We start from the raw sequence: 19,598 nt of genomic DNA on the forward strand, positions 1-19,598 counted from the left end.
AGATCAGCCAGAAGAAGGTCTACACCTTCGGCGGGGGTTCCGCCGAGGGCAACGCCGGCATGAAGAACCTGCTGGGCGGCAAGGGCGCCAACCTGGCCGAGATGGCCAGCCTGGGCATCCCCGTGCCGGCGGGCTTCACCATCACCACCGAGGTCTGCAACTGGTTCGGCGCGCACGGCCACCAGCGGCCGCAGGACCTGGCGGACCAGGTGGAGCAGGGCGTGGCCGCCATCGAGCGCGTCATGGGCGGCAAGTTCGGCGACGCCAAGCGCCCCCTGCTGCTCTCCGTGCGCAGCGGCGCGCGTGCGTCGATGCCGGGCATGATGGACACCGTCCTCAACATCGGCCTCAACGACAGCACCGTGCAGGGCCTGATCCACGACGACACCAGCCGCCGCTTCGCCTACGACTCCTACCGCCGCTTCGTGCAGATGTACGGGGACGTCGTGCTGCGCGTGCGCGGCGACGTGCACGATCCCTTCGAGGAGCTGCTCCAGGCCAAGAAGAACGCGCGCGGGGTCAGCCTCGACACGGAGCTCAGCGCCGACGATCTGGCCGAGCTGGTGGGCGAGTTCAAGGCGCTGGTCGCCGAGCGCACGGGGCATCCCTTCCCGGACGAGCCCTGGCAGCAGCTCTGGGGCGCCATCGACGCGGTCTTCCTGAGCTGGGACAACCCGCGCGCCGAGGCCTACCGCCGCCTGAATCACATCCCCGCCAGCTGGGGCACGGCGGTGAACGTGCAGGCGATGGTCTTCGGCAACATGGGCCAGGACTGCGCCACGGGCGTGGCCTTCACGCGCGATCCGTCCACGGGCGAGAACCGCTTCTACGGCGAGTACCTCAAGAACGCCCAGGGCGAGGACGTGGTGGCGGGCATCCGCACGCCCCAGCCGCTCAACAAGGCCAGCAAGGATCCGGACAACCCGCTGCCGAGCCTCGAGGAGGAGTTCCCCGAGTGCTACGACGAGCTGGTGGCCATCTACAAGAAGCTCGAGCGGCATTACCGGGACATGCAGGACATCGAGTTCACGATCCAGCAGGGCCGCCTCTGGATGCTGCAGACCCGCAACGGCAAGCGCACCGGCTTCGCCGCCGTGCGCGTGGCCGCCGAGATGCTCGGCGAGGGCCTCATCGACGAGAAGACGGCCGTCCTGCGCGTGGACCCCGGCCAGCTGACGCAGCTGCTGCTGCCGGTCTTCGACCAGAAGGCCAAGGCGGCGGCCATCGACAAGGGCGGCCTGCTGGCCAAGGGCCTGAACGCCGGCCCGGGCGCGGCCACCGGCGCCATCACTTTCAGCGCCGACGAGGCCGCGCGCCGCGCCGCCGAGGGCGAGAAGGTGCTGCTGGTGCGCATCGAGACGAGCCCGGACGACATCCAGGGCATGCACGCGGCCGAGGGCATCCTCACCAGCCGCGGCGGCATGACCAGCCACGCGGCCGTGGTGGCCCGCGGCATGGGCAAGAGCTGCGTGGCCGGCTGCGGCGCCCTGGAGATTGACTATGCACACGGCGTCATGCGGGTCGCCGGCAAGACCTTCCGCGAAGGCGACGCGCTCAGCATCGACGGCCTCACCGGCGAGGTGCTCGAGGGCTCGATCCCCGTGCGCCCCAGCGAGATCGTGCAGGTGCTCATCGACCAGGACCTGCCGCGGGAGAAGAGCCTGCTCTTCCAGCAGTTCGACCGCATCATGTCCCTGGCCGACGGCTACGCCCGCCTCAAGGTGCGCACCAACGCCGACACGCCCGTGGACTCCACGGTCGCGCGACGCTTCGGCGCCCAGGGCATCGGCCTCTGCCGCACCGAGCACATGTTCTTCGAGGGCGAGCGCATCGACGCGGTGCGCGAGATGATCCTCGCCGACACGCTCCCCGGCCGCGAGGCGGCGCTCGCCAAGATCCTGCCCATGCAGCAGTCCGACTTCGAGGGCATCTTCCGCGCGATGGACGGCCTGCCCGTCACCATCCGCACCCTGGATCCGCCGCTGCACGAGTTCCTGCCCCACGGCGACGGCGAGATCGGCGACCTGGCGCGCAAGCTGGGCGTCCCCGCCGAGCGCCTCAAGGCCAAGGTGGAGCAGCTCAGCGAGGCCAACCCCATGCTCGGCCACCGCGGCTGCCGCCTGGGCATCGTCTACCCGGAGATCACCGCCATGCAGGCGCGGGCCATTTTCCAGGCCGCCGTGGCCGTCCAGAAAACCGGTGTGCGCGCGCTGCCCGAGGTGATGATCCCGCTGGTGGGCAACGTCAAGGAGCTCGCGCTGCAGCGCAAGGTGGTGGACGACACGGCCAAGGCCGTCTTCGCCGAGATGGGCGCGCGCGTGGACTACCTCGTCGGCACCATGATCGAGCTGCCCCGCGCCGCCCTCACCGCCGACGAGATCGCCGCCGAGGCCGAGTTCTTCTCCTTCGGCACCAACGACCTCACGCAGACGGCCCTCGGCCTCAGCCGCGACGACGCCGGCCGCTTCCTACCCTACTACGTGGAGCTCGGCATCTACCCGGCCGACCCCTTCGCGCGCCTCGATCAGAGCGGCGTCGGCCAGCTCGTGCGCATGGGCTTCGAGAAGGGGCGCAGCGTGCGCGGCGGTCTGAAGGTCGGCATCTGCGGCGAGCACGGCGGCGATCCGAGCAGCGTGGAGTTCTGCGACGGCGTCGGCCTCAACTACGTGAGCTGCTCGCCGTATCGCGTGCCCGTCGCCCGGCTGGCCGCGGCCCACGCGGTGCTCAAGGCCTCCGAGAGCGAGGGAGCCTCGTCGCCGGGGGTGAAGGCCTGAGTTCCGAGCGCATCGACTCCGCCGCCTTGCGCCTGGCGCGCGAGGCGGCGGCGCGCATGGATCGGCCGGCCGTCCTGCGCTCGGTGCGCCGCTACACCACCGCGCTGCTCCTGGTGCAGACCGCCCTCGCGGCGCTGCTGGCCTGGCGGCCGGGGCCGCCGCGCGTCGGCGCGGTCTACCTCGTCGCCGCCCTGCCCTGGACGCTGCTGGTGAACGCCGTGCTCGGCCGGAACGTCCACCTGCTCTACACCGCGGAGGGACAGCCCCTCACGCGCCTCAACCTCGCCACGCGCGTCACGCTGATCCGGGTGCTGTCGATCCCCCTCGTGGGCGTCCTCGTGCTGCAGGGCGAGAGCATGATGGCGGGGCTGGTCTTCCTCGGCGCGGCGGTCACGGACTGGCTGGACGGCCACCTCGCGCGGCGCATGAACGACGTCACGCAGCTCGGCCGCATCGCGGACCCGAGCATCGACGCGCTCTTCTGCGGCCTCACCTTCGTCGCCCTCGCCGCCGCCCAGCGGCTGCCGGGCTGGCTGCTGGTGCTGGCGGGCATCCGCTACGGCACCCTGCTGGGCGGCGCGCTCTTTCTCAAGCTCTACGCCGGCGGCGTGCCCGTGCGCGCCACCTTCCTCGGACGGCTCTTCTACTTCATCCAGTACTCGCTGCTGCTGGCATTCCTGCTCTTCGACACGCCGGTCGTGGACCGCTGGACGCCACGCGCGCTCGGCGTGTTGCAGGTGCTGGTCACCGCGCAGCTGCTGCTGCTCGGGCGGACGATGCTCGCGGAGATGCGCCATGACCTCGAAAGCGACGCGGACTGATCGCCTGCTCTGCTGTCTCCTGCTGCTCGTGCTCGCGACGGGCTGCAGCACCCCGGCGCGCCAGCCGGTGACGACCTGGGAGGGCACGGCCGCGCACGTGCTGCTGGAGTACCGCGGCGAGGCGCTGGCCGTCTACGCCAGCGGGGACTTCAACGACTGGACGCCCCAGCGCAGCCCCTTCCAGCGCATGGGCGGCGACCGCTGGGAGCTGACGCTGAACCTCGCGCCCGGCGAGTACCGCTATCTGCTCGCCGTGGAGACACGGGACGACTGGTCCCTGCACCTCGATCCCGCCAATCCCCTGCGCAGCGAGGACGGCGGCGGCCGCGCCCTGTCGCTCCTGCGCGTCGGGAACGGAAACCGCGTGGACGACTAGACAGCGGATCGACTCCCGACGGAGTCGCCCGCCGCCGGAAGGACCCCTCGACGTGCAGCTCGACGCCCAGCTGGCCGCCCCTCTCGCCGCACTGCTCGTCGGTTTCGCCCTCTGTGGCTGGGCCGTCTGGGCCTACCGTCGCACCCTCACGCCCATCGGACCCGCGCGTCGCCGCCTGCTGCTCGCGCTGCGGCTGGCGGCATCGCTCTTGCTGGCGCTGATGCTGGGTGGACTGGACCTCGTGCTCGAGCGACCGCACTCGACGCCGCCGCTGCTGCGGGTCCTGGTGGACGCCTCCGCGAGCATGGAGCGCCCCGCCGGCGCGGACAGCACGGGGCCGAGCCGCTACGCCGGCGCCCGCGCGCTCGTGGACGACGTCGCCCGCCGCTATCGCGGCCGCCTGCGCGTCGAGCCGGCGGCCTTCGGGATGGAGCTGCGCGAGGGCGAGCTGCCCGCGCGCGCCACCGCGCCGCTGACGGACCTGGGCGGCGCCCTCGCGGCGCTGCCACCGGCCGAGCCCGGCGAGGCGCTGCTCCTGCTCAGCGACGGCTGCGACACCGAGGGCGGCCTCTGGAGCAGCGCGCTGGAGCGGGGGCGTCCCATCTTCGCGATGGCGCTCGGGGACAGCGTCGCGCCGCCGGACCTGCGCATCGACCGCGTGGACGCGCTCTCGGTGCTGCGCAAGGGCTCGCGCCTGCCGCTCACCGTGGACATCGCCGCCACGGGCGTGACCGCGCGACAGGGCCGTCTTCGCGTGACCGAGGGCGGCCGCGAGCTGGCGGCCCGGGACTGGCTGCTGGAGCCCGGCGAGACGGGCGCGCGGCTCGATCTCTCGCTGGAGCTGGACGGCGTCGGCGAGCACATGCTCGAGCTCGCCCTCGAGCACGCCGGGCCCGACGCCGCGCCGGGCAACGATCGACGTCTCCTGGCCGTGCGCGTGGTGGAGAGCAAGCTGCGCGTGCTGGTGCTCGCGGGCCGTCCCGACTGGGATCTATCCGCGCTGATGGACGGCCTTCGCGGCGAAGAGGCGCTCGACCTTCGCCTGGTGACGGCCGGGCCCGACGGCGGCCTGCGCGAGTCCCCCAGCGGCCGGCCCTGGACGCCGGAGGGCGGCGCGGGCGCCGACGGCTCCGACAACGGCGAGATCCACGGGCTGGTCCTGCACTCCTGGGCGCCGCAGTGGGATCCGGCGCTGCTCGAACGCCTGCCCCTGCGCGGCGGCGTGCTGATCATGGACGCCTTCCTGGCGCGCCCCGGCCGCGCGCGCCTGCCGGCGCGCTGGCGCGTGGACGTCCCGGGCATGGCGCCGCCGCGCCGCGAGCAGGTGCTGGACTGGGGACCCGACGCCACGCGCCACCCCGCGCTGCAGGGCGCGCTGACGCTGGGCATCGCCCCGAGCGCGCTGCCCGCGATGGTGCGCGTGGACCGCAATCCCCTGGCCGACGGCCGCGTGCTGCTCGCCGTGGGGGACGTCCCCGTGCTCGCCGCGCGCGAGCTCGGGGGGCAGCGCACCGTGGCGGCCAGCGGCGAAGGCTTCTGGCGCTGGCGGCTGCAGGGCGACGACGGCCGCCTGCTCTACGCCGAGCTGTTCTCGGGACTGCTGCGCTGGGTGGCGCGCGAGGATCCGCCGGGCCGGCTCCTGGTGGACTGGGGCGACGAACCGCTCATGGCCTCCCAGCCCGGCCGCCTGCACGCCGAGGTCTTCGATCCGGACTTTCGCCCGGTCGCAGGCGCCGCGCTGGACTGGAGCCTGAGCCGCGGCGACAGCCTGCTGGCCGGCGGCAGCTTCCAGCCCGAGGCCGCGGCGGAGGGCTACGCCGGACAGCTGCCGGCGTTGCCGTCGGGCGTCTATCGACTCGGCCTGACGGCCACGCTCCCCAGCGGAGAGCAGCTGAGTCGCCGGCTGGAGCTGCCCGTGCAGCCGCCCCGCCGCGAGCTGCGCGAGCTCGCCGCCCGGCCGGAGACCCTGCGCTGGCTGGCCGCCCGCAGCGGGGGCGAACTGCTCGCGGTCGGCGATCTCGACGGGCTCGACGCCGCGCTCGACTTCACCCCGCGCGCCAGCGTCGCGCGCAGCGTGTTGCGCCTGTGGCAGCATCCCCTGGCCTTCCTCCTCCTCCTCGCCCTGCTCGGCCTCGAGTGGGGACTGAGGAAGCGCTTCGGCATGGTCTAGGTCCCGCTGTCCTCCTCGGCCGCGGGGCCGGGGAGGTCAACATGGACGCCGGTCGCGTCGCACGCCGTCTGCTGCTCGTCGCCGCCTTCTGTCTCTACCTGCTCTGGGTCATCCTGGCCAGCCAGGCCCGCGCCGGGCTCCTGCTGAACGAGGTGCTCTACGACCCGCCGGGCGCCGACGGCGACGGCGAGTTCGTGGAGCTCATCGCGGCCGGCGACGACAGCGTGCGGCTCGCCGACGTCCGCCTGGAGTTCTGCAACGGCGCGACGCCGGGTGACTGGGAACTGCTCTGGTCCGGGGAACTGGCGCTCGCGCCCGGCGCGCTCTTCCTGGTGGGGGAGCCGGCGGTGGCGGGCGCGGACGTCACCGTGGATCTCGACATGCAGAACGGGCCCGAGGCGCTGCGCCTGCTCGCCGGGGAGACCCTGCTCGACCTCCTGGGCTATGGCGAGGGGCTGGATCCGTCGCTCGTGGAGGCGGCCGCCGCCGACGATCCGTCGGGCCTCGCGCTGGCCCGTCAGCCCGACGGCGTGGACACGGACCAGAACGCGCTCGACTGGTTCCCCGCCACGCCCAGTCCCGGCGCGCTCAACCTGCCGCCCTTCCGCGCCGCGCTGCGCGCGGTCGCGGCCCCCTGGCTGCCCGTGGCGCCCGCCGCCCCCTGCACGCTCGCCGTGGACGTGGCCAACGACGGACGGGATCCCTGGGGGGCGCCGCTCGTCCTCGCGGTGGACGGCGTGCCACGCGGCGCGCTGCCCGACCTCCCGCCGGGCCAGAGCGCCCGCGCGGCGATCGCGCTGCCGGGCCTGCCCGCGGGAGCCTATTCCCTCGCGATCGCGCTGCTCGCGCCCGACGGCGAACCCGCCGACACCCTGACCCTGCCGCTGGCCGTAGGCCTCGGCCCGCTGCAGCTGGCCGAGATCCTCTTCGCGCCCACCAGCGGCGGTGTGGAGTGGGTGGAGTGCCTCTGCCGCGAGCCGCTCTCGGGACTGGAGGACTTCCAGCTCTCGGACCTGGGCGGCACCGCGGCGAGCTTCCGCCCTCCGCCGCTGCCCGCGGGCGCGCGCTTCATTCTTTGCCCCGACCCCGAGCTCCTGCGCGCGCAGTGGCCCGCCCTGGATCCGGACCGGCTGCTCGCCGCCAGCCCCTGGCCGAGCCTCGCCAACAGCGGCGAATCGGACGAGGCGCCCGGCTGGACCGACGGCCTCCGCCTCGACGACGCCGCCGGCCGCCGCAGCGACGGCGCGCTCTACCGCGGCGACTGGGTGCCGGCACGCGGTTGGAGCCTCGAGCGTCTGCGCGACTACCCGAGCGGCGGCCTGCCGCCCTGGGCGCCCTGTCCGACGGGGGCGACGCCGCTGGCGGGCACGTCGCCACCGCCGGCGCCCACGGCCGGCGGCCTGGCCCTGACGCCGAACCCCTTCGATCCGCGGCGGGAACGCCTCTGGCTCGACCTGCGCGGCGAGGGCGGCGCGCTGGCCGTGGACATCTTCGACGCCGCGGGACGCCCGGTGCAGCGCCTCGAGGCGAGCCTGGCCAGCGGCCTCGCGCGCCTCGTCTGGGACGGCCGCGACGCCCGCGGCCGCGAGCTCGTGGACGGCGCCTACCCCCTGCTCGCGCGCTGGCAGTCCCCCGATGGCCGCCCGCGCGCGCTCCGCGCCGTGGCCGCCCTGCGGCGGAGCGGGACGTGAGGGGCGTCGCCGGCCGGCTCGCCGTGCTCGCTCTCGCGCTGGCGACGCCGGCGCGGGCGCAGCTCCTCAGCCTCTACCCTGAGCGCTCGCCGCGGGAGCTCCAGGCGTCGCTCGACGGTTTGGGTCCCTGGACGCCGCGCGTCCTCTTCGGCCAGTGGCGGCCCTACGGACTGGACGCCCGGGTGCAGGAGCTGGGACTGGCCGCGGCGGCAGCGGGCCTGGAACTGGACGTCCTCGCCACGCGCCAGGACTGGGGCCCGCTGGGGGCCTGGAGCCTGCGCGCGGGGGCGCGGCGGCGTCTCGCGGGAGGGCTGGCGCTGGGGCTGGCCTGGAGCGGCGAGCGCATCGACGGCGGCCGGGGCAGCGCCGCGCTGCGCCTGGAGGCGGCCCTGGGCCGGCGGCCGCGTTGCGTCCTGAGCGCCCGGCTGCTCGGGCCTCGCGGGCCCGCGCCGCGCAGCGCGGCGGCGCAGCTCGGCCTGAGCGTCGCCGAGGCGGGGTGGATCCTGCGGCTCTGGCGCCGTCAGGCGGGGCCGGACGGCGCGGAGGAGGGCCTCGCCCTGGAGCGGGGCGTCGGCGCGCTGGCCCTCGGCCTCGAAAGCCAGTGGCCGGGCTGGCAGGCCGTGGCGGTCCGCGTCGACGGGGGCCGCATCGCCCTGCGGCTGGAGGAGCGCTTCCATCCGGCCCTGGGGACGAGCCACGGCCTGCGCCTGCTGCTGCGCTAGGTGGACGTGCGCCGGCTCCTGCTTCTGCTCGTACTCGTATCCGCCAACGTCCGTGCCCAAGAGGCGTTGCCGCTGGACGCTGAAGTTCCACCCGAGGTGTCGGGCCTGCCCCTGCGCAGCGGGGGCACCCTGTCCTGGGGCGTGGCGGACGGCGCACCCGCCGGCGGACGCTACCGGACGAGCCTCGGCGCCGGGCCCTGGTTGCTGGGCGTGGCGGGGGAGTCCAGGCCCGGCGAGCGGGCCGCGCAGCCCCGGCTGGCGTTCGGCCGCACGCGTGGCCGCTGGCGGCTGCTGCTGGGCGGCGTCGACGGCGTCTGGGGCGACGGCTGGCTGCTGGGGAGCCGCCGGCGCAGCGGGCTGGGGCGTCCGCGGCTGCCGGGCCCCGCGCCCCTGCCGCTGCGCCTGTCCACGGCGCGCTCGCCGCTGGGGCGCGGCGCGCTGCTCGCGTGGACGGGCGGCGGGCTCCAGGGGGGGCTGGCCGTCCTGCGCGAGGACGACGGCCCGCAGCGCGCCGCCCTCGGCCGGCCCGCTGGCGCGGGGCGTCCCTGGACCTGCTGGCCGGGCCGGCGATGGGCGCGCTGGCCCTGGGGCTGCGGCGCGGCGGCGCCGCCGGCGGCGCGCAGGTCGACCTGGCCCTGCTCGCGCCCGCGACCGGCGGCCGCCGCCGGGGCCTCGGCTGGCGCCTGGCCCTGCCGCTGGGCGACGGCGTCGACCTGGCTGCCGAGGGACGTCTCCTGGACGGTCCGCGCCCCGCGGCCCAGCCGGGCTGGCTCGGCGCCGACCCCGGCGAGGAACTGCACGCGGCCCTGGGCCTGGCCGCGCGGGAGGGCTGGGTGTGGCGGCTCGGCCGTCGCCATCGCCGCGGTCTGGGACTGGCCGAGGATCTCCGCCGCGACGAGACCGCCCTGCACCTCGACGGCGAGCTGAGCGCGGGACAGCTGCGCCTGGCGCTGCGGCAGGTGGAGGAGCAGGTGGCCGTCGAGCTGATCGCGCCGCCGGGCTTTCCGCGGCGCGCGGACGAGCGCCGGGTGAGCCAGGAGCTCAGCGCCGCGCTTGCGACGTCCTCGCGCTGGCGCATGAGCTGGCGCCGACGTCTGAGCGCCACCGGCGGCGGCAGCCTCCTGCAGTTCGCCGGTCCGCTGCCGCCGTGGCCCGCGCTGCGCCTGCAGCTCTCGCGCGTGGATCTCGAGCCCGGCGCGCCGTCCTTCCTGCTCTTCGACGCCGACGCGCTCTCGCGCAGCGTGGAGGCCCTGTCCGCCGGCGGCTGGCGGCTGGGCGCGCGGCTCGGCCTCGGGCCGCCGGGACGTCGCCTCGTGACGAGCGCAAACCTGTCACGCCAGGACGCCGGCGACACGCGCTGGAGCGCGCGCTGCGAGCTCGACCTCGCTCGTCGTTGACAGGATCCGCGCGGGGTGTTCCCATGCGCCCGTGATGCGCTTCCACGGCAGCGGCGAGTGGACCGTCCTCGGTCTCATGTGCGGCACCAGTCTGGACGGACTGGACGCCGCCCGGCTGCGCCTGCGCGCGGGCGCGTCGGGTCTCGAGGCCTGGGAGTTCCTCGACTTCGCGACGGCGCCCTACCCGCCCGCGCTGCGCCTGGAGGCCGAGGCGCTCATCGAGGGCGGGCGGTGCAGCGCCGCGGCGTTGGGCGGACTGCACGTCGGGCTGGCGCAGGCCTTCGCCGCCTTCGTCACCGAGCGCTTTCCCGCGCCGGTGGCCGACCTCGCCGCCTTTCCCGGCCAGACGCTCTGGCACGATCCCGACGGCGCGGGCTTCAGCCTGCAGATCGGCTCGCCCGCGGCCTTCGCGCTGCTGACGGGGCTGCCCACGGTGGGCGAGTTCCGTCTGCCCGACGTGCTGCTGGGCGGACAGGGCGCGCCGCTGGTGCCGCTGGCCGACGCGCTGCTCCATCGCGACGCGGTGGAGGCTCGCGCGCTGGTCAACGTGGGCGGCATCGCCAACGTCACGCTGCTGCCACCGGGCCGCGGGGTGGACGGCGTCCGCGCCTGGGACACCGGTCCCGGCAACACGCTCATGGACAGCCTCGCGCGTCTCGCCACCGGCAAGCCCTTCGACGCCGACGGCGCGCTCGCCGCCCGCGGCCACGTGCTCGAGCCGCTGCTCGCCGAGTGGCTCGCCGACCCGTGGTTTCGTCGCGAGCCGCCGAAGTCCACGGGCCGCGAGCGCTTCGGCGGCAGCTTCCTGCCGCCCGCGGCGCTGGACGCTCTCCGCCGCGAACACGGCGACGCCGATCTCATGGCCACCCTGCTCGAACTCACCGTGTGCGCGATCGCCGACGCCCTGGAACGCGAGCGCGTCGATCGCGTCTACCTGGCCGGTGGCGGCGCGGAGAACCCCGCGCTGCGCGCGCGCCTGGCCGCGCGGATCGCGCCCGTGCCGCTCGCGACCAGCGACGCGCTCGGCCTGCCCAGCGCCGCCAAGGAGGCCGCCGACTTCGCCGTGCTGGCGCTCGAGGCCGCGGCGGGCAGGCCCGTCGCGCTGCCCGCCGTCACCGGGGCGCGCGCCGCCGCCGGCGCCGGCCTCTTCGCCCCCGGCGCACAGTCCTTCACCGCCTGAACGAGGATCCATCCCCATGACGACGACGCTCCGAACCCTTCGCAACCTCGCTCTCGTCTCGCTCGGCATCGCGCTGCTGGCGGGCTGTTCGGCCAAGTCGCCTGTCCCCGTCGTCGAGCAGCGCACGGTGGTGGAGGCCAAGCCGGAGCGCCTGCCGGCGCTGCAACTCGGACGCGAGCCGGACATCCGCATCCTGCTCACGCGCAACGTGAGCGCCGTGGAGGTGCGCTGCAGCCGCGGGTTCGTCGCCCTCGACGCGCGCGGCCGCGTGATGGGCCGCTACGGCACCGGGCAGCGCTACCACTTCTTCCAGAGCCGCAGGAGTCCGGACCGCCTCGAGGTCTACAGCGAGAGCCTGCGCGGCGGCGCGCGCACGCGCGCGGCGCTGGGACGTCTGCCCTTTCACGACGCCGTCTACCTGCAGCCCGAAAGCGGCGGCGTGCTGAGCGTGAACGGCCAGAGCTACCGCGGGCGCTTCAAGCTGTGGCGCGAGGGGGACCACTTCAGCTGCCTCAACCTGCTGCCGCTGGAGCTCTACCTGCGCGGCGTGGTGCCGCACGAGATCGGCCACCTCAAGGCCAGCGGCTTCGAGGCGATGAAGGCGCAGGCCGTGGCGAGTCGCAACTACGCGCTGCAGCGCCTGGCGGACAGCCGGGACCGCCCCTGGGACATGGTGGACACGGTGTTCGATCAGGTCTATCGCGGGGTGCACGAGGAGTCGCGCTGGGCCAACCGCGCGATCGAGGCGACGCGGGGGCAGGTGCTCTACGACGGCGCGCGGCCGGCGGAGGTCTACTACTCGTCCACCTGCGGCGGCTACACGACGGACATCGATCAGGTCTGGAAGCACGCGCCGGCGGCCCACCTCGTGGCGGTGCGCGACGCCGACGCGGCCGGCCGCTCCTGGTGCCACAGCAGCAAGTACTTCCGCTGGCGTCACAGCTGGAGCGCGCGCGAGCTGGGGCAGATCCTGCGCGCCTACCTGCCCGCGGCGGCGGAGCTGCCGTCCGGCACGAAGATCGGCTACATCCGCGACGTCCGCATCACCCAGACCACGCCCGAGGGCCGCGCCAAGCGCCTGGAGGTGGAGACCGACCGCGGCACCTTCGTCGTGAAGGGCGACCGCATCCGCTCGGCCTTGAAGCGCGATCTCGACGGCAACGCGCTGCGGAGCATCCTCTTTCAGCTGCAGGCGGAGCGGGACGCCCAGGGGCGCCTCGTGCGCCTCACGGCGGTGGGTGCGGGCTGGGGGCACGGCATCGGGATGTGCCAGGTCGGGGCCATCGCGCGGAGCGCGGCGGGGGAGTCCTACGACCAGATCCTGGCGGCCTACTACCCGGGCACGCGCCTCAGACGGGTCTGGCACTGAAGCGGGGAAGCCCTTGGGGGCTGGCCGCTTGCGCCATCGGACCGGGCCGTCCGCTGAGTATTGACACGCCCGGGCCCCTTTGCTACTTTCCCCCCCTGCCAGTTTGGGGGGCGTAGTTCAGCCTGGTTAGAACGCCTGCCTGTCGAGCAGGAGGTCGCGAGTTCGAATCTCGTCGCTCCCGCCTCAAGCGGTACCGTGAGCCCTGTCACAACGCGAGTTGCGGCAGGGCTTCGTGCTTCCGGTAGCGGCTTTCCCCCCTCGACAGGCCCCCCTCGGCTGGCTAGACTGCTGCGGCGCGCCGGCTTGCGCGCCGGTCCGCCCCACCCGAGGAGCCCGATGCGCCCGCTCGTTCCCCTCCTTGCCTCCGCCGCGCTCGCGGTCGCGCTTCCTGCCGCGGCAGCCACCTTCCTGGTGCTGCCCGACGGCAGCGGCGACACGCCGAGCATCGCCGACGCCCTTCGCCTCGCCGTGAGCGGCGACGTGATCGAGCTCGGCGACGGGGTCTTCGGCGGCCTGGGCAGCGCGGGCCTGGCCACCGACGGCCGCGCGCTGACCCTGCGCTCCCACAGCGGCAACCCCGGCGCCTGCGTGATCGACGGCGCGGCGGCCACGACCTCGCTCCTGCGCATCGGCGGCGGGGGCAGCGAGCTCTGCCGCATCGAGGGGATCGGCTTTCGCGGCGCCGCCCTCTCGAACGCGGACGGCGGAGCGCTGTTCATCGAGAGCGGCGCCCCGCGCATCGCGAACTGCCGCTTCAGCGACAACGCGGCGCACCGGGGCGGCGCGGTGCTCTGCACGGGCGGCGCGCCGCGCTTCGAGAACTGCCTCTTCGTGGACAACCGCGCGTCCACCGGCGGCGGCGCGCTGGCGGCGACGGAGGCCGCGGACGTCACGGTCACCGGCTGCCGCTTCGCGGGCAACACGGCCGCCTACGGCGGCGCCTTCTTCGTCGACCGGGCCTCGCTCACGCTGACGGGCAACATCGTCGTGGGCAACAGCGCGAGCGAGCGCGGCGGCGCGATCTACGCCGGCGACCACGCGTCGCTCGACGTCGCCACCTGCACGCTCGCCTGGAACGACGCGCCCGCGGGCTGCGGCCTCACCCTCGTCACCTTCGCGAACGCCGCGCTCCGGCGGACGATCCTCGCCTTCGGCGCCGGCGGCGAGGCCGTGGACCTGCGCTACGACGCCACGATCGCCGTGAGCTGCAGCGACCTCTTCGGCAACGCCGGTGGCGACTGGACGGGCGCGCTGGCCGCGCAGGCGAACCAGGCGGGCAATCTCGCCGCCGACCCGCGCTTCTGCGGCGATGCGGACGACCAGAACGTCGGCCTCGCCGCCGACTCGCCCTGCGCGGCGGGCGCCAGCGCCTGCGGCGCCATGGGCGCGAAGCCCGTCAGTTGCGCCGGTCGGGAAGCGCGCGAGACCAGCCTCGGGGCCGTCAAGACGCTCTATGGACGGGGGGGGGACTAGCGTGGGTCCGCGGATCATCGTCACCGGGGCGGCCGGCTTCATCGGCAGCAATCTCGTGGCCGCGCTGAACGCGGCCGGCGAGCGGGACCTCCTCCTCGTGGATCACCTGGACACGGGGCCCAAGTGGAAGAACCTGCTCGGCCTCCGCTACGAGGACTACCTCGACAAGGCGGAGTTCCGCGCGCGGCTGCGGGCGGGGCGTCTCGACGCGCCGCGGGTGATCTACCACCTGGGCGCGTGCAGTTCCACCACGGAGACCGACGCCGGCTACCTGATGGACAACAACTACGCCTACACGCGCGAGCTCTGTGCGTGGGCCCTGGCGGCGGGGGCGCGCTTCGTCTACGCGTCGAGCGCGGCCACCTACGGCGACGGCGCGCTCGGCTACGACGACGACGACGCCCTCACGCCGCGCCTGCGTCCGCTCAACATGTACGGCTACTCGAAGCAGGCCTTCGATCTGTGGGCGCTCGCGCACGGGCTGCTGGACCGCATCGCGGGACTCAAGTACTTCAACGTCTACGGACCGGGCGAGCAGCACAAGGGCGACATGCGCTCGGTGGTGCACAAGGCGGCCGAGCAGATCGCCGAGCGCGGCCGCGTGGGGCTCTTCCGCTCCTACCGGCCGGACTTCGCCGACGGCGAGCAGCGGCGCGACTTCGTCCACGTGGACGACGCCGTGGCCGTCACGCTGCACTTCGGCGCGCCGGACGCCCCCGGCGGCCTCTACAACTGCGGCACGGGTCGGGCCCGCACCTGGCTGGACCTCGCGCGCGCCGTGTTCGCGGCCATGGGCAAGGAGCCGGCGATCGACTTCATCCCCATGCCCGAGAGCCTGCGCCCCAACTACCAGTACGAGACACAGGCCCGCAGCGAGAAGCTGCGCGCCGCCGGCTACGCCGCGCCCTTCCGTTCGCTGGAGGACGGCGTCGCCGCCACCATCAAGGCGATTCACGGGAGCTGAGGATGCGCTTTCTCGTCACCGGCGGCTCGGGTTTCCTGGGCATCAATCTGATTCGACGCCTGCTGGCCGAGGGCCAGGAGGTCCGCAACCTCGACCTGCTGCCCTTCGACTATCCCGAGGCGCCGCGGGTCGAGTCGGTGGCGGGGGACATCCGCCACCGCGCGACGGTGGACCGCTGCATGGAGGGCGTGGATCAGGTGGTCCACTGCGCGGCGGCGCTGCCGCTCTATCCGGCCGAGGAGATCCGCAGCACGGACATCGACGGCACCCGCAACGTGCTCGACAGCGCGAAGGCGCACGGGGCGGCGCGCTTCATCCAGATCTCCAGCACGGCGGTCTACGGGATCCCCGATCACCATCCGCTGGTGGAGACGGATCCGCTGGTGGGCGTCGGACCCTACGGCGAAGCCAAGATCGCGGCCGAGCAGCTCTGCGTGGACGCGCGCGGCGACGGCTTCTGCGTGCCCATCATCCGCCCCAAGTCCTTCATCGGGCCCGAGCGCCTGGGCGTCTTCGCCCTCTTCTACGATTTCGCGCGCACGGGTCACGGCTTCCCCGTGCTGGGCAACGGCAACAACCTGTACCAGTACCTCGACGTCGCCGATCTCTGCGACGCCATCTGGCTCTGCGCCACGCTGCCCGCGGCCACGGTGGACGACGTGTTCAACATCGGCGCGAAGGTGTACGGCACCACGCGCGAGGACTTCCAGGCGGTGCTGGACGAAGCCGGCTACGGCAAGAAGATCAAGTCGCTGCCCGCCGGGCCGGCCATCGCGGTGCTGAGGGTGCTCGAGGCGCTCAAGATCTCGCCCCTCTACAAGTGGGTCTACGAGACGGCCAGCAAGGAGTCCTTCGTCTCCATCGAGAAGGCGGAGCGGGTGCTGGGCTACGCGCCGAAGTTCTCCAACCGCGATGCGCTCCTGCGCAACTACCACTGGTACCTGGAGAACCTCTCCCGCTTCCAGGGCGCCTCGGGCGTCACGCACCGGGTGCCCTGGAAGCAGGGCGTGCTGGCGATGGCCAAGCTCTTCTACTAGGCGTCGTCTCAGCGCAGCAGGACGAGCTTCCGCGCATCCGTTCGTCCCCCCGTCTCGAGACGGACGAAGTAGACGCCGCTGGGAGCGGCGCGCCCCTGGGCGTCGCGGCCGTCCCACTGCGCGGCGTAGCGCCCGGCCGGGCGCGCTCCCTCCTGCAGGACCGTCACCAGCCGCCCGGACACGTCGTAGACCGCCAGGCGGCTGGCCTGCCGTGCGGGCAGCGTGAAGGCGAACTGCGTGATCCCGGTGAAGGGGTTCGGGGCGGGGGCGTCGAGCAGGGCGTGCAGGGGGCCGCCGTCGCCTGGCCCTTCCGCCACCCCGGTGCTCGAGGACGTGCGCAGATCGGCCTCGCTGGGCGCATTGCCGGGAGGGGAGAGCCAGCGCGAGCGCGGGAAGTACACCGAGCGGCTGATCGTGCGCAGACGCCAGTGGTACAGCGTGGAGGGATCGAGCCCCCCGGCCAGATCGGCGAGCTGCACGGCGCTGCCGTCGACGCCGGGTGCGCCCGTGTCCCGGACGGGCCCGGTCACGAGGCCGCTGCCGTCGAAGGGCGTGCCGCGGGGCTTGACCTCGAACTGCAGGCGGATCGCGTCGCGGCCGGCGGCGCTGCGGCCGATCGCGTCGATGCGGAAAGCGTGGCCGGAGTCCGAGAGGCCGAGCAGGGCGATGGGGCCGCTGTCGTCGAAGCGCCGCTGGCGCGGGACGCGGGGCGGACCCCCGCCGCGGCAGCCCAGGGACAGGTAGAACTTCCCCTGGTCGGGCTCGGCGTCGTCGAAGTAGGGCGCGCCGATGAGGAGATCGGCGAAGCCGTCGCCGTTGACGTCTCCGGCCGGAGCGAGCGCGGTGCCGAAGCCGTCCTCCAGCTGCTCGCCGCCGAAGATCGCGGTGGACACCGGCGCGACGCCCGTCGCCGAGCCCCGATACACCCAGACCTTGCCGATGCTCCCGATGTACTTGCGCTCCCCGATGGCGATGTCCGAGAAGCCATCGCCGTTCGCGTCGCCGGCCGAGGCCACGGCGACGCCGAACCAGGCGTAGGGCTGGTAGCCGCGCTCCCACCAGTCGGGGAAGAGGGAGAGCCCCGTGGGCGATCCGTAGTACACGAACGCGGCGCCTTCCTCTGCGAGCGACTGCTGATAGCGCGGCGCGCCGACGATGACGTCCGAGTAGCCGTCGCCGTTCACGTCGCCCGCGCAGGCCACGGAGGCGCCGAAGTGAGCGTTGCTGCCGCCGGCTTCGGAGTACCAGTTGGCGAAGGGTCCGAGGCCGGAGGCGGAACCGAAGTAAAGGAACGCCCGGCCCTGTCCCGCGGCTGTGTTGGTGAACTGCGGCGCGCCGACGATGACGTCCGAATAGCCGTCGCGGTTCACGTCGCCGGCCGAGCTGACCGAGGCGCCGAACGCCGCCGAGTCCTGGTTGCCTTCCCGTGTCCAGGCGGGCGAGGTCGCGAGTCCTGCGGCCGAACCCAGGTAGAGCGCCGCGCGGCCTTCGTAGGCCTGGTCGTCGGTGAAGTCAGAGACGCCGATGATGACGTCGGCGAAGCCGTCGCCGTTCACGTCGCCGGCCCCGGCGACCGCGCCGAGGTAGTCCGGGAACTGCTGGTCGTTGTTCTTGAACCAGTCCGGGGTGGCCGACAGGCCGCCCGCGGAGCCGTAGAAGACGTAGCTGCGCCCGGCGAGGCCGTTGCCGTTGTCGCGTCCGGGCGCGCTGATGATGACGTCGGCGAAGCCGTCGCCGTTCACGTCGCCGGCGCCCGCGACGGCGCCGCCCACCCGCGCGCTGGCCATGTCGCCGACGAAGGTCCAGTCGGGCGTGCCGTGGTTCGTTCCGTCCGGCCCCAGGAAGAGCATGGCCATGCCGGCCTGCGGGAACTCGGTGGAGTCGTAGAAGGGGGATCCCACCAGGAAGTCGGAGTAGCCGTCGCCATTCACGTCGCCGGCCGAGGCGACGGCGGCCCCGAAGAGGTCGGAGCCCTGGGGGCCCAGGACCGTCGTGGGGGTCAGGACGTCGAGGCCACGCCCCGTGCCGTTGTAGACGAACGCCGCGCCCTCGCCCGGCTGCCCGTTCTGGTAGAGGTAGGCGCCGGCGATGGCGTCGTTGAAGCCGTCGCCGTTCACGTCCCCCGCGGTGCCGACCGAGTAGCCGAGGCGCGAACCCGCCTGCGCGTCGTAGAATGACCAGGTCGCTGCCGTCGCCGGTCCGCCGGGGCCGCCCGCGTAGACGAAGGCCACGCCCGCGTCGACCCCCGAGAAGTCGAGTTTCGGCGCCCCGACGATGACGTCCGCGTAGCCGTCGCCGTCCATGTCGCCCGCCGTCGCCACCTTGGTGCCGAACTCGGCCCCGGCCTGGTCGCCCTCGGCCGACCAGACGGGGCTCGCCGCGAGACCGTCCGCCGAGCCGAGGTAGACGAAGGCCGCGCCCTCGTCCACCTGGCCGTCGTCGTAGTAGTTGGCGCCCACGATGACGTCCGCGTAGCCGTCGCCGTTCACGTCGCCCGCGGTCCCCACCGACCAGCCCAGCCGCGCGTTGTCCTGGTCGCTTTCGGCGGTCCAGCTTGCCGTCGCGCTCAGTCCCGCCGGCGAGCCGAGGTAGAGGTAGGCCCGGCCTTCGTAGGCCTGGCCGTTGCTCAGGCCCGGCGCGCCGATGATGACGTCCGCGTAGCCGTCCGCGTTCACGTCGCCCGCCGGACCCAGGGAGAAGCCGAAGTTGGCCAGGTTGGCGTTGCCCTCCATGGTCCAGTCGGGGTCGAGGCTGAGGCCGAGAGGGCCGCCGAGGTAGAGGTAGACGACCCCCTCGTCGCTCTCGCCGTCGTCGTAGAGGAAGGCGCCGACGAGCACGTCGTCGTAGCCGTCGCCATCCACGTCGCCGGCGGTGGACACCGCGAAGCCGAAGTGGCCGCCGGCCTGGTCGCAGGTCGCCGTCCAGTCGGGGGCGTTGCTCAGGCCTTGCGGCGATCCGAAGTAGACGTAGGCGCGCCCCCGGTCCGTCCCCTCGTCGTCGTAGCCCGGGGCCCCGATGATCACGTCGTCGTAGCCGTCGCCGTTCACGTCCCCGGCCGTGGACACCGAAAGGCCGAAGTTGGCGTTGTCCTGGCCGCCGCTCGCCGACCAGTCGGTGCTGGGGTCGAGTCCCGTGGGCGTGCCGAGGTAGACGATGGCGGCGCCGTCGTTGGCCCCGAGAGCGTCGTAGAGGTAGGCGCCGGCGATCACGTCGGAGAAGCCGTCGCCGTTCACGTCGCCGGCCGTGGACACGGAGGCGCCGAAGTCGGCGTAAGCCTGGTTGCTCTCGGCGGACCAGGACGGCGTGTTCACGAAGTCGTCGATGTCCACGGCGTCCGCTCCCGCGGGCGAAGCCCACGCCAGCGCGAGCAGCATCAGGATGGCGGCCAGGGGGCGCGGGCGTCCGGCGGGGCCCGCCGGCGAGCGGGGTGGCGAGGCGGCATGCATTCGAAACTTCCCTTCGCGCAGCCGGAGCCGTCCGGCGCCAGCGCCGCCAGGTCGGCCACACGCTGTGGCCGACCGCGAGGCGACTGTCTCTGCAAGGGGAAGCGCCAAAATCGGGGGATTCGGCTCACCGCGAGGCGAAAGAATCGGCGCTCGACGGGAGGCGCTGGGGCCGGGCGCG

14 protein-coding genes and 1 tRNA gene are annotated in these 19,598 nt (G+C 74.0%); 13 read left to right on the top strand and 2 right to left on the bottom strand.

Annotated features, from left to right (window positions below):
- The first annotated feature begins 2 nt into the window (after positions 1-2).
- From H6693_11565 to H6693_11590, 6 genes are read left to right on the top strand one after another with little or no spacing between them, the layout of a single operon-like run.
- Positions 3-2,774, top strand: a complete 2,772-nt coding sequence (locus H6693_11565; GenBank protein MCB9516823.1) for a pyruvate, phosphate dikinase — start codon at positions 3-5, stop codon at positions 2,772-2,774.
- Between the two features lie 26 nt (positions 2,775-2,800).
- On the top strand, positions 2,801-3,595 hold the full coding sequence (locus H6693_11570; GenBank protein MCB9516824.1) for a CDP-alcohol phosphatidyltransferase family protein: 795 nt from the start codon (positions 2,801-2,803) through the stop codon (positions 3,593-3,595).
- A complete protein-coding gene (locus tag H6693_11575; protein ID MCB9516825.1) occupies positions 3,570-3,971 on the top strand; it encodes a hypothetical protein in 402 nt (133 codons plus the stop codon). The genes H6693_11570 and H6693_11575 overlap by 26 nt, the downstream gene beginning before the upstream one ends.
- Before the next feature lie 52 nt (positions 3,972-4,023).
- A complete protein-coding gene (locus tag H6693_11580; protein ID MCB9516826.1) occupies positions 4,024-6,141 on the top strand; it encodes a hypothetical protein in 2,118 nt (705 codons plus the stop codon).
- Positions 6,142-6,182: 41 nt separating this feature from the next.
- Positions 6,183-7,832, top strand: a complete 1,650-nt coding sequence (locus H6693_11585) for a hypothetical protein (GenBank protein ID MCB9516827.1) — start codon at positions 6,183-6,185, stop codon at positions 7,830-7,832.
- Entirely contained in the window at positions 7,829-8,554 is a 726-nt protein-coding gene (locus H6693_11590; protein MCB9516828.1) for a hypothetical protein, read from the top strand. Before H6693_11585 ends, H6693_11590 begins: the two co-directional genes overlap by 4 nt.
- 170 nt (positions 8,555-8,724) lie before the next feature.
- Here the strand turns inward: H6693_11590 and H6693_11595 are convergent, their stop codons facing one another.
- The gene (locus H6693_11595) at positions 8,725-8,964 is read right to left on the bottom strand and encodes a hypothetical protein (GenBank protein ID MCB9516829.1); all 240 of its coding nucleotides are present in this window, start codon (positions 8,962-8,964) and stop codon (positions 8,725-8,727) included.
- A gap of 159 nt (positions 8,965-9,123) precedes the next feature.
- Here H6693_11595 and H6693_11600 point away from each other — a divergent pair, with 159 nt between their 5' ends.
- From H6693_11600 to H6693_11630, 7 genes are all read left to right on the top strand, one after another.
- Positions 9,124-9,951 carry a hypothetical protein gene (locus H6693_11600; protein MCB9516830.1) on the top strand — a complete coding sequence of 276 codons (828 nt, stop codon included), beginning with the start codon at positions 9,124-9,126 and terminating at the stop codon, positions 9,949-9,951.
- A gap of 31 nt (positions 9,952-9,982) precedes the next feature.
- On the top strand, positions 9,983-11,131 hold the full coding sequence (locus H6693_11605; GenBank protein MCB9516831.1) for an anhydro-N-acetylmuramic acid kinase: 1,149 nt from the start codon (positions 9,983-9,985) through the stop codon (positions 11,129-11,131).
- A gap of 16 nt (positions 11,132-11,147) precedes the next feature.
- Positions 11,148-12,500 (top strand): SpoIID/LytB domain-containing protein, encoded by a 1,353-nt coding sequence (locus H6693_11610; GenBank protein MCB9516832.1) that lies wholly within the window; start codon positions 11,148-11,150, stop codon positions 12,498-12,500.
- Between the two features lie 106 nt (positions 12,501-12,606).
- Positions 12,607-12,681, top strand: a tRNA-Asp gene (locus H6693_11615).
- Positions 12,682-12,836: 155 nt separating this feature from the next.
- Positions 12,837-13,973: a right-handed parallel beta-helix repeat-containing protein gene (locus H6693_11620; protein MCB9516833.1), complete on the top strand. Its 1,137-nt coding sequence runs from the start codon at positions 12,837-12,839 to the stop codon at positions 13,971-13,973.
- On the top strand, positions 13,954-14,937 hold the full coding sequence (rfaD, locus tag H6693_11625; GenBank protein ID MCB9516834.1) for an ADP-glyceromanno-heptose 6-epimerase: 984 nt from the start codon (positions 13,954-13,956) through the stop codon (positions 14,935-14,937). Before H6693_11620 ends, rfaD begins: the two co-directional genes overlap by 20 nt.
- A 2-nt stretch (positions 14,938-14,939) precedes the next feature.
- Complete coding sequence (locus tag H6693_11630; protein MCB9516835.1) at positions 14,940-15,974, top strand: NAD-dependent epimerase/dehydratase family protein; 1,035 nt, start codon at positions 14,940-14,942, stop codon at positions 15,972-15,974.
- A gap of 8 nt (positions 15,975-15,982) precedes the next feature.
- Here H6693_11630 and H6693_11635 read toward each other — a convergent pair whose 3' ends face one another.
- Positions 15,983-19,420 carry an FG-GAP repeat protein gene (locus H6693_11635; protein MCB9516836.1) on the bottom strand — a complete coding sequence of 1,146 codons (3,438 nt, stop codon included), beginning with the start codon at positions 19,418-19,420 and terminating at the stop codon, positions 15,983-15,985.
- Positions 19,421-19,598 lie beyond the last annotated feature (178 nt).

Source organism: Candidatus Latescibacterota bacterium (assembly GCA_020633725.1).
Taxonomy (GTDB): Bacteria; Krumholzibacteriota; Krumholzibacteriia; order JACNKJ01; family JACNKJ01; genus VGXI01.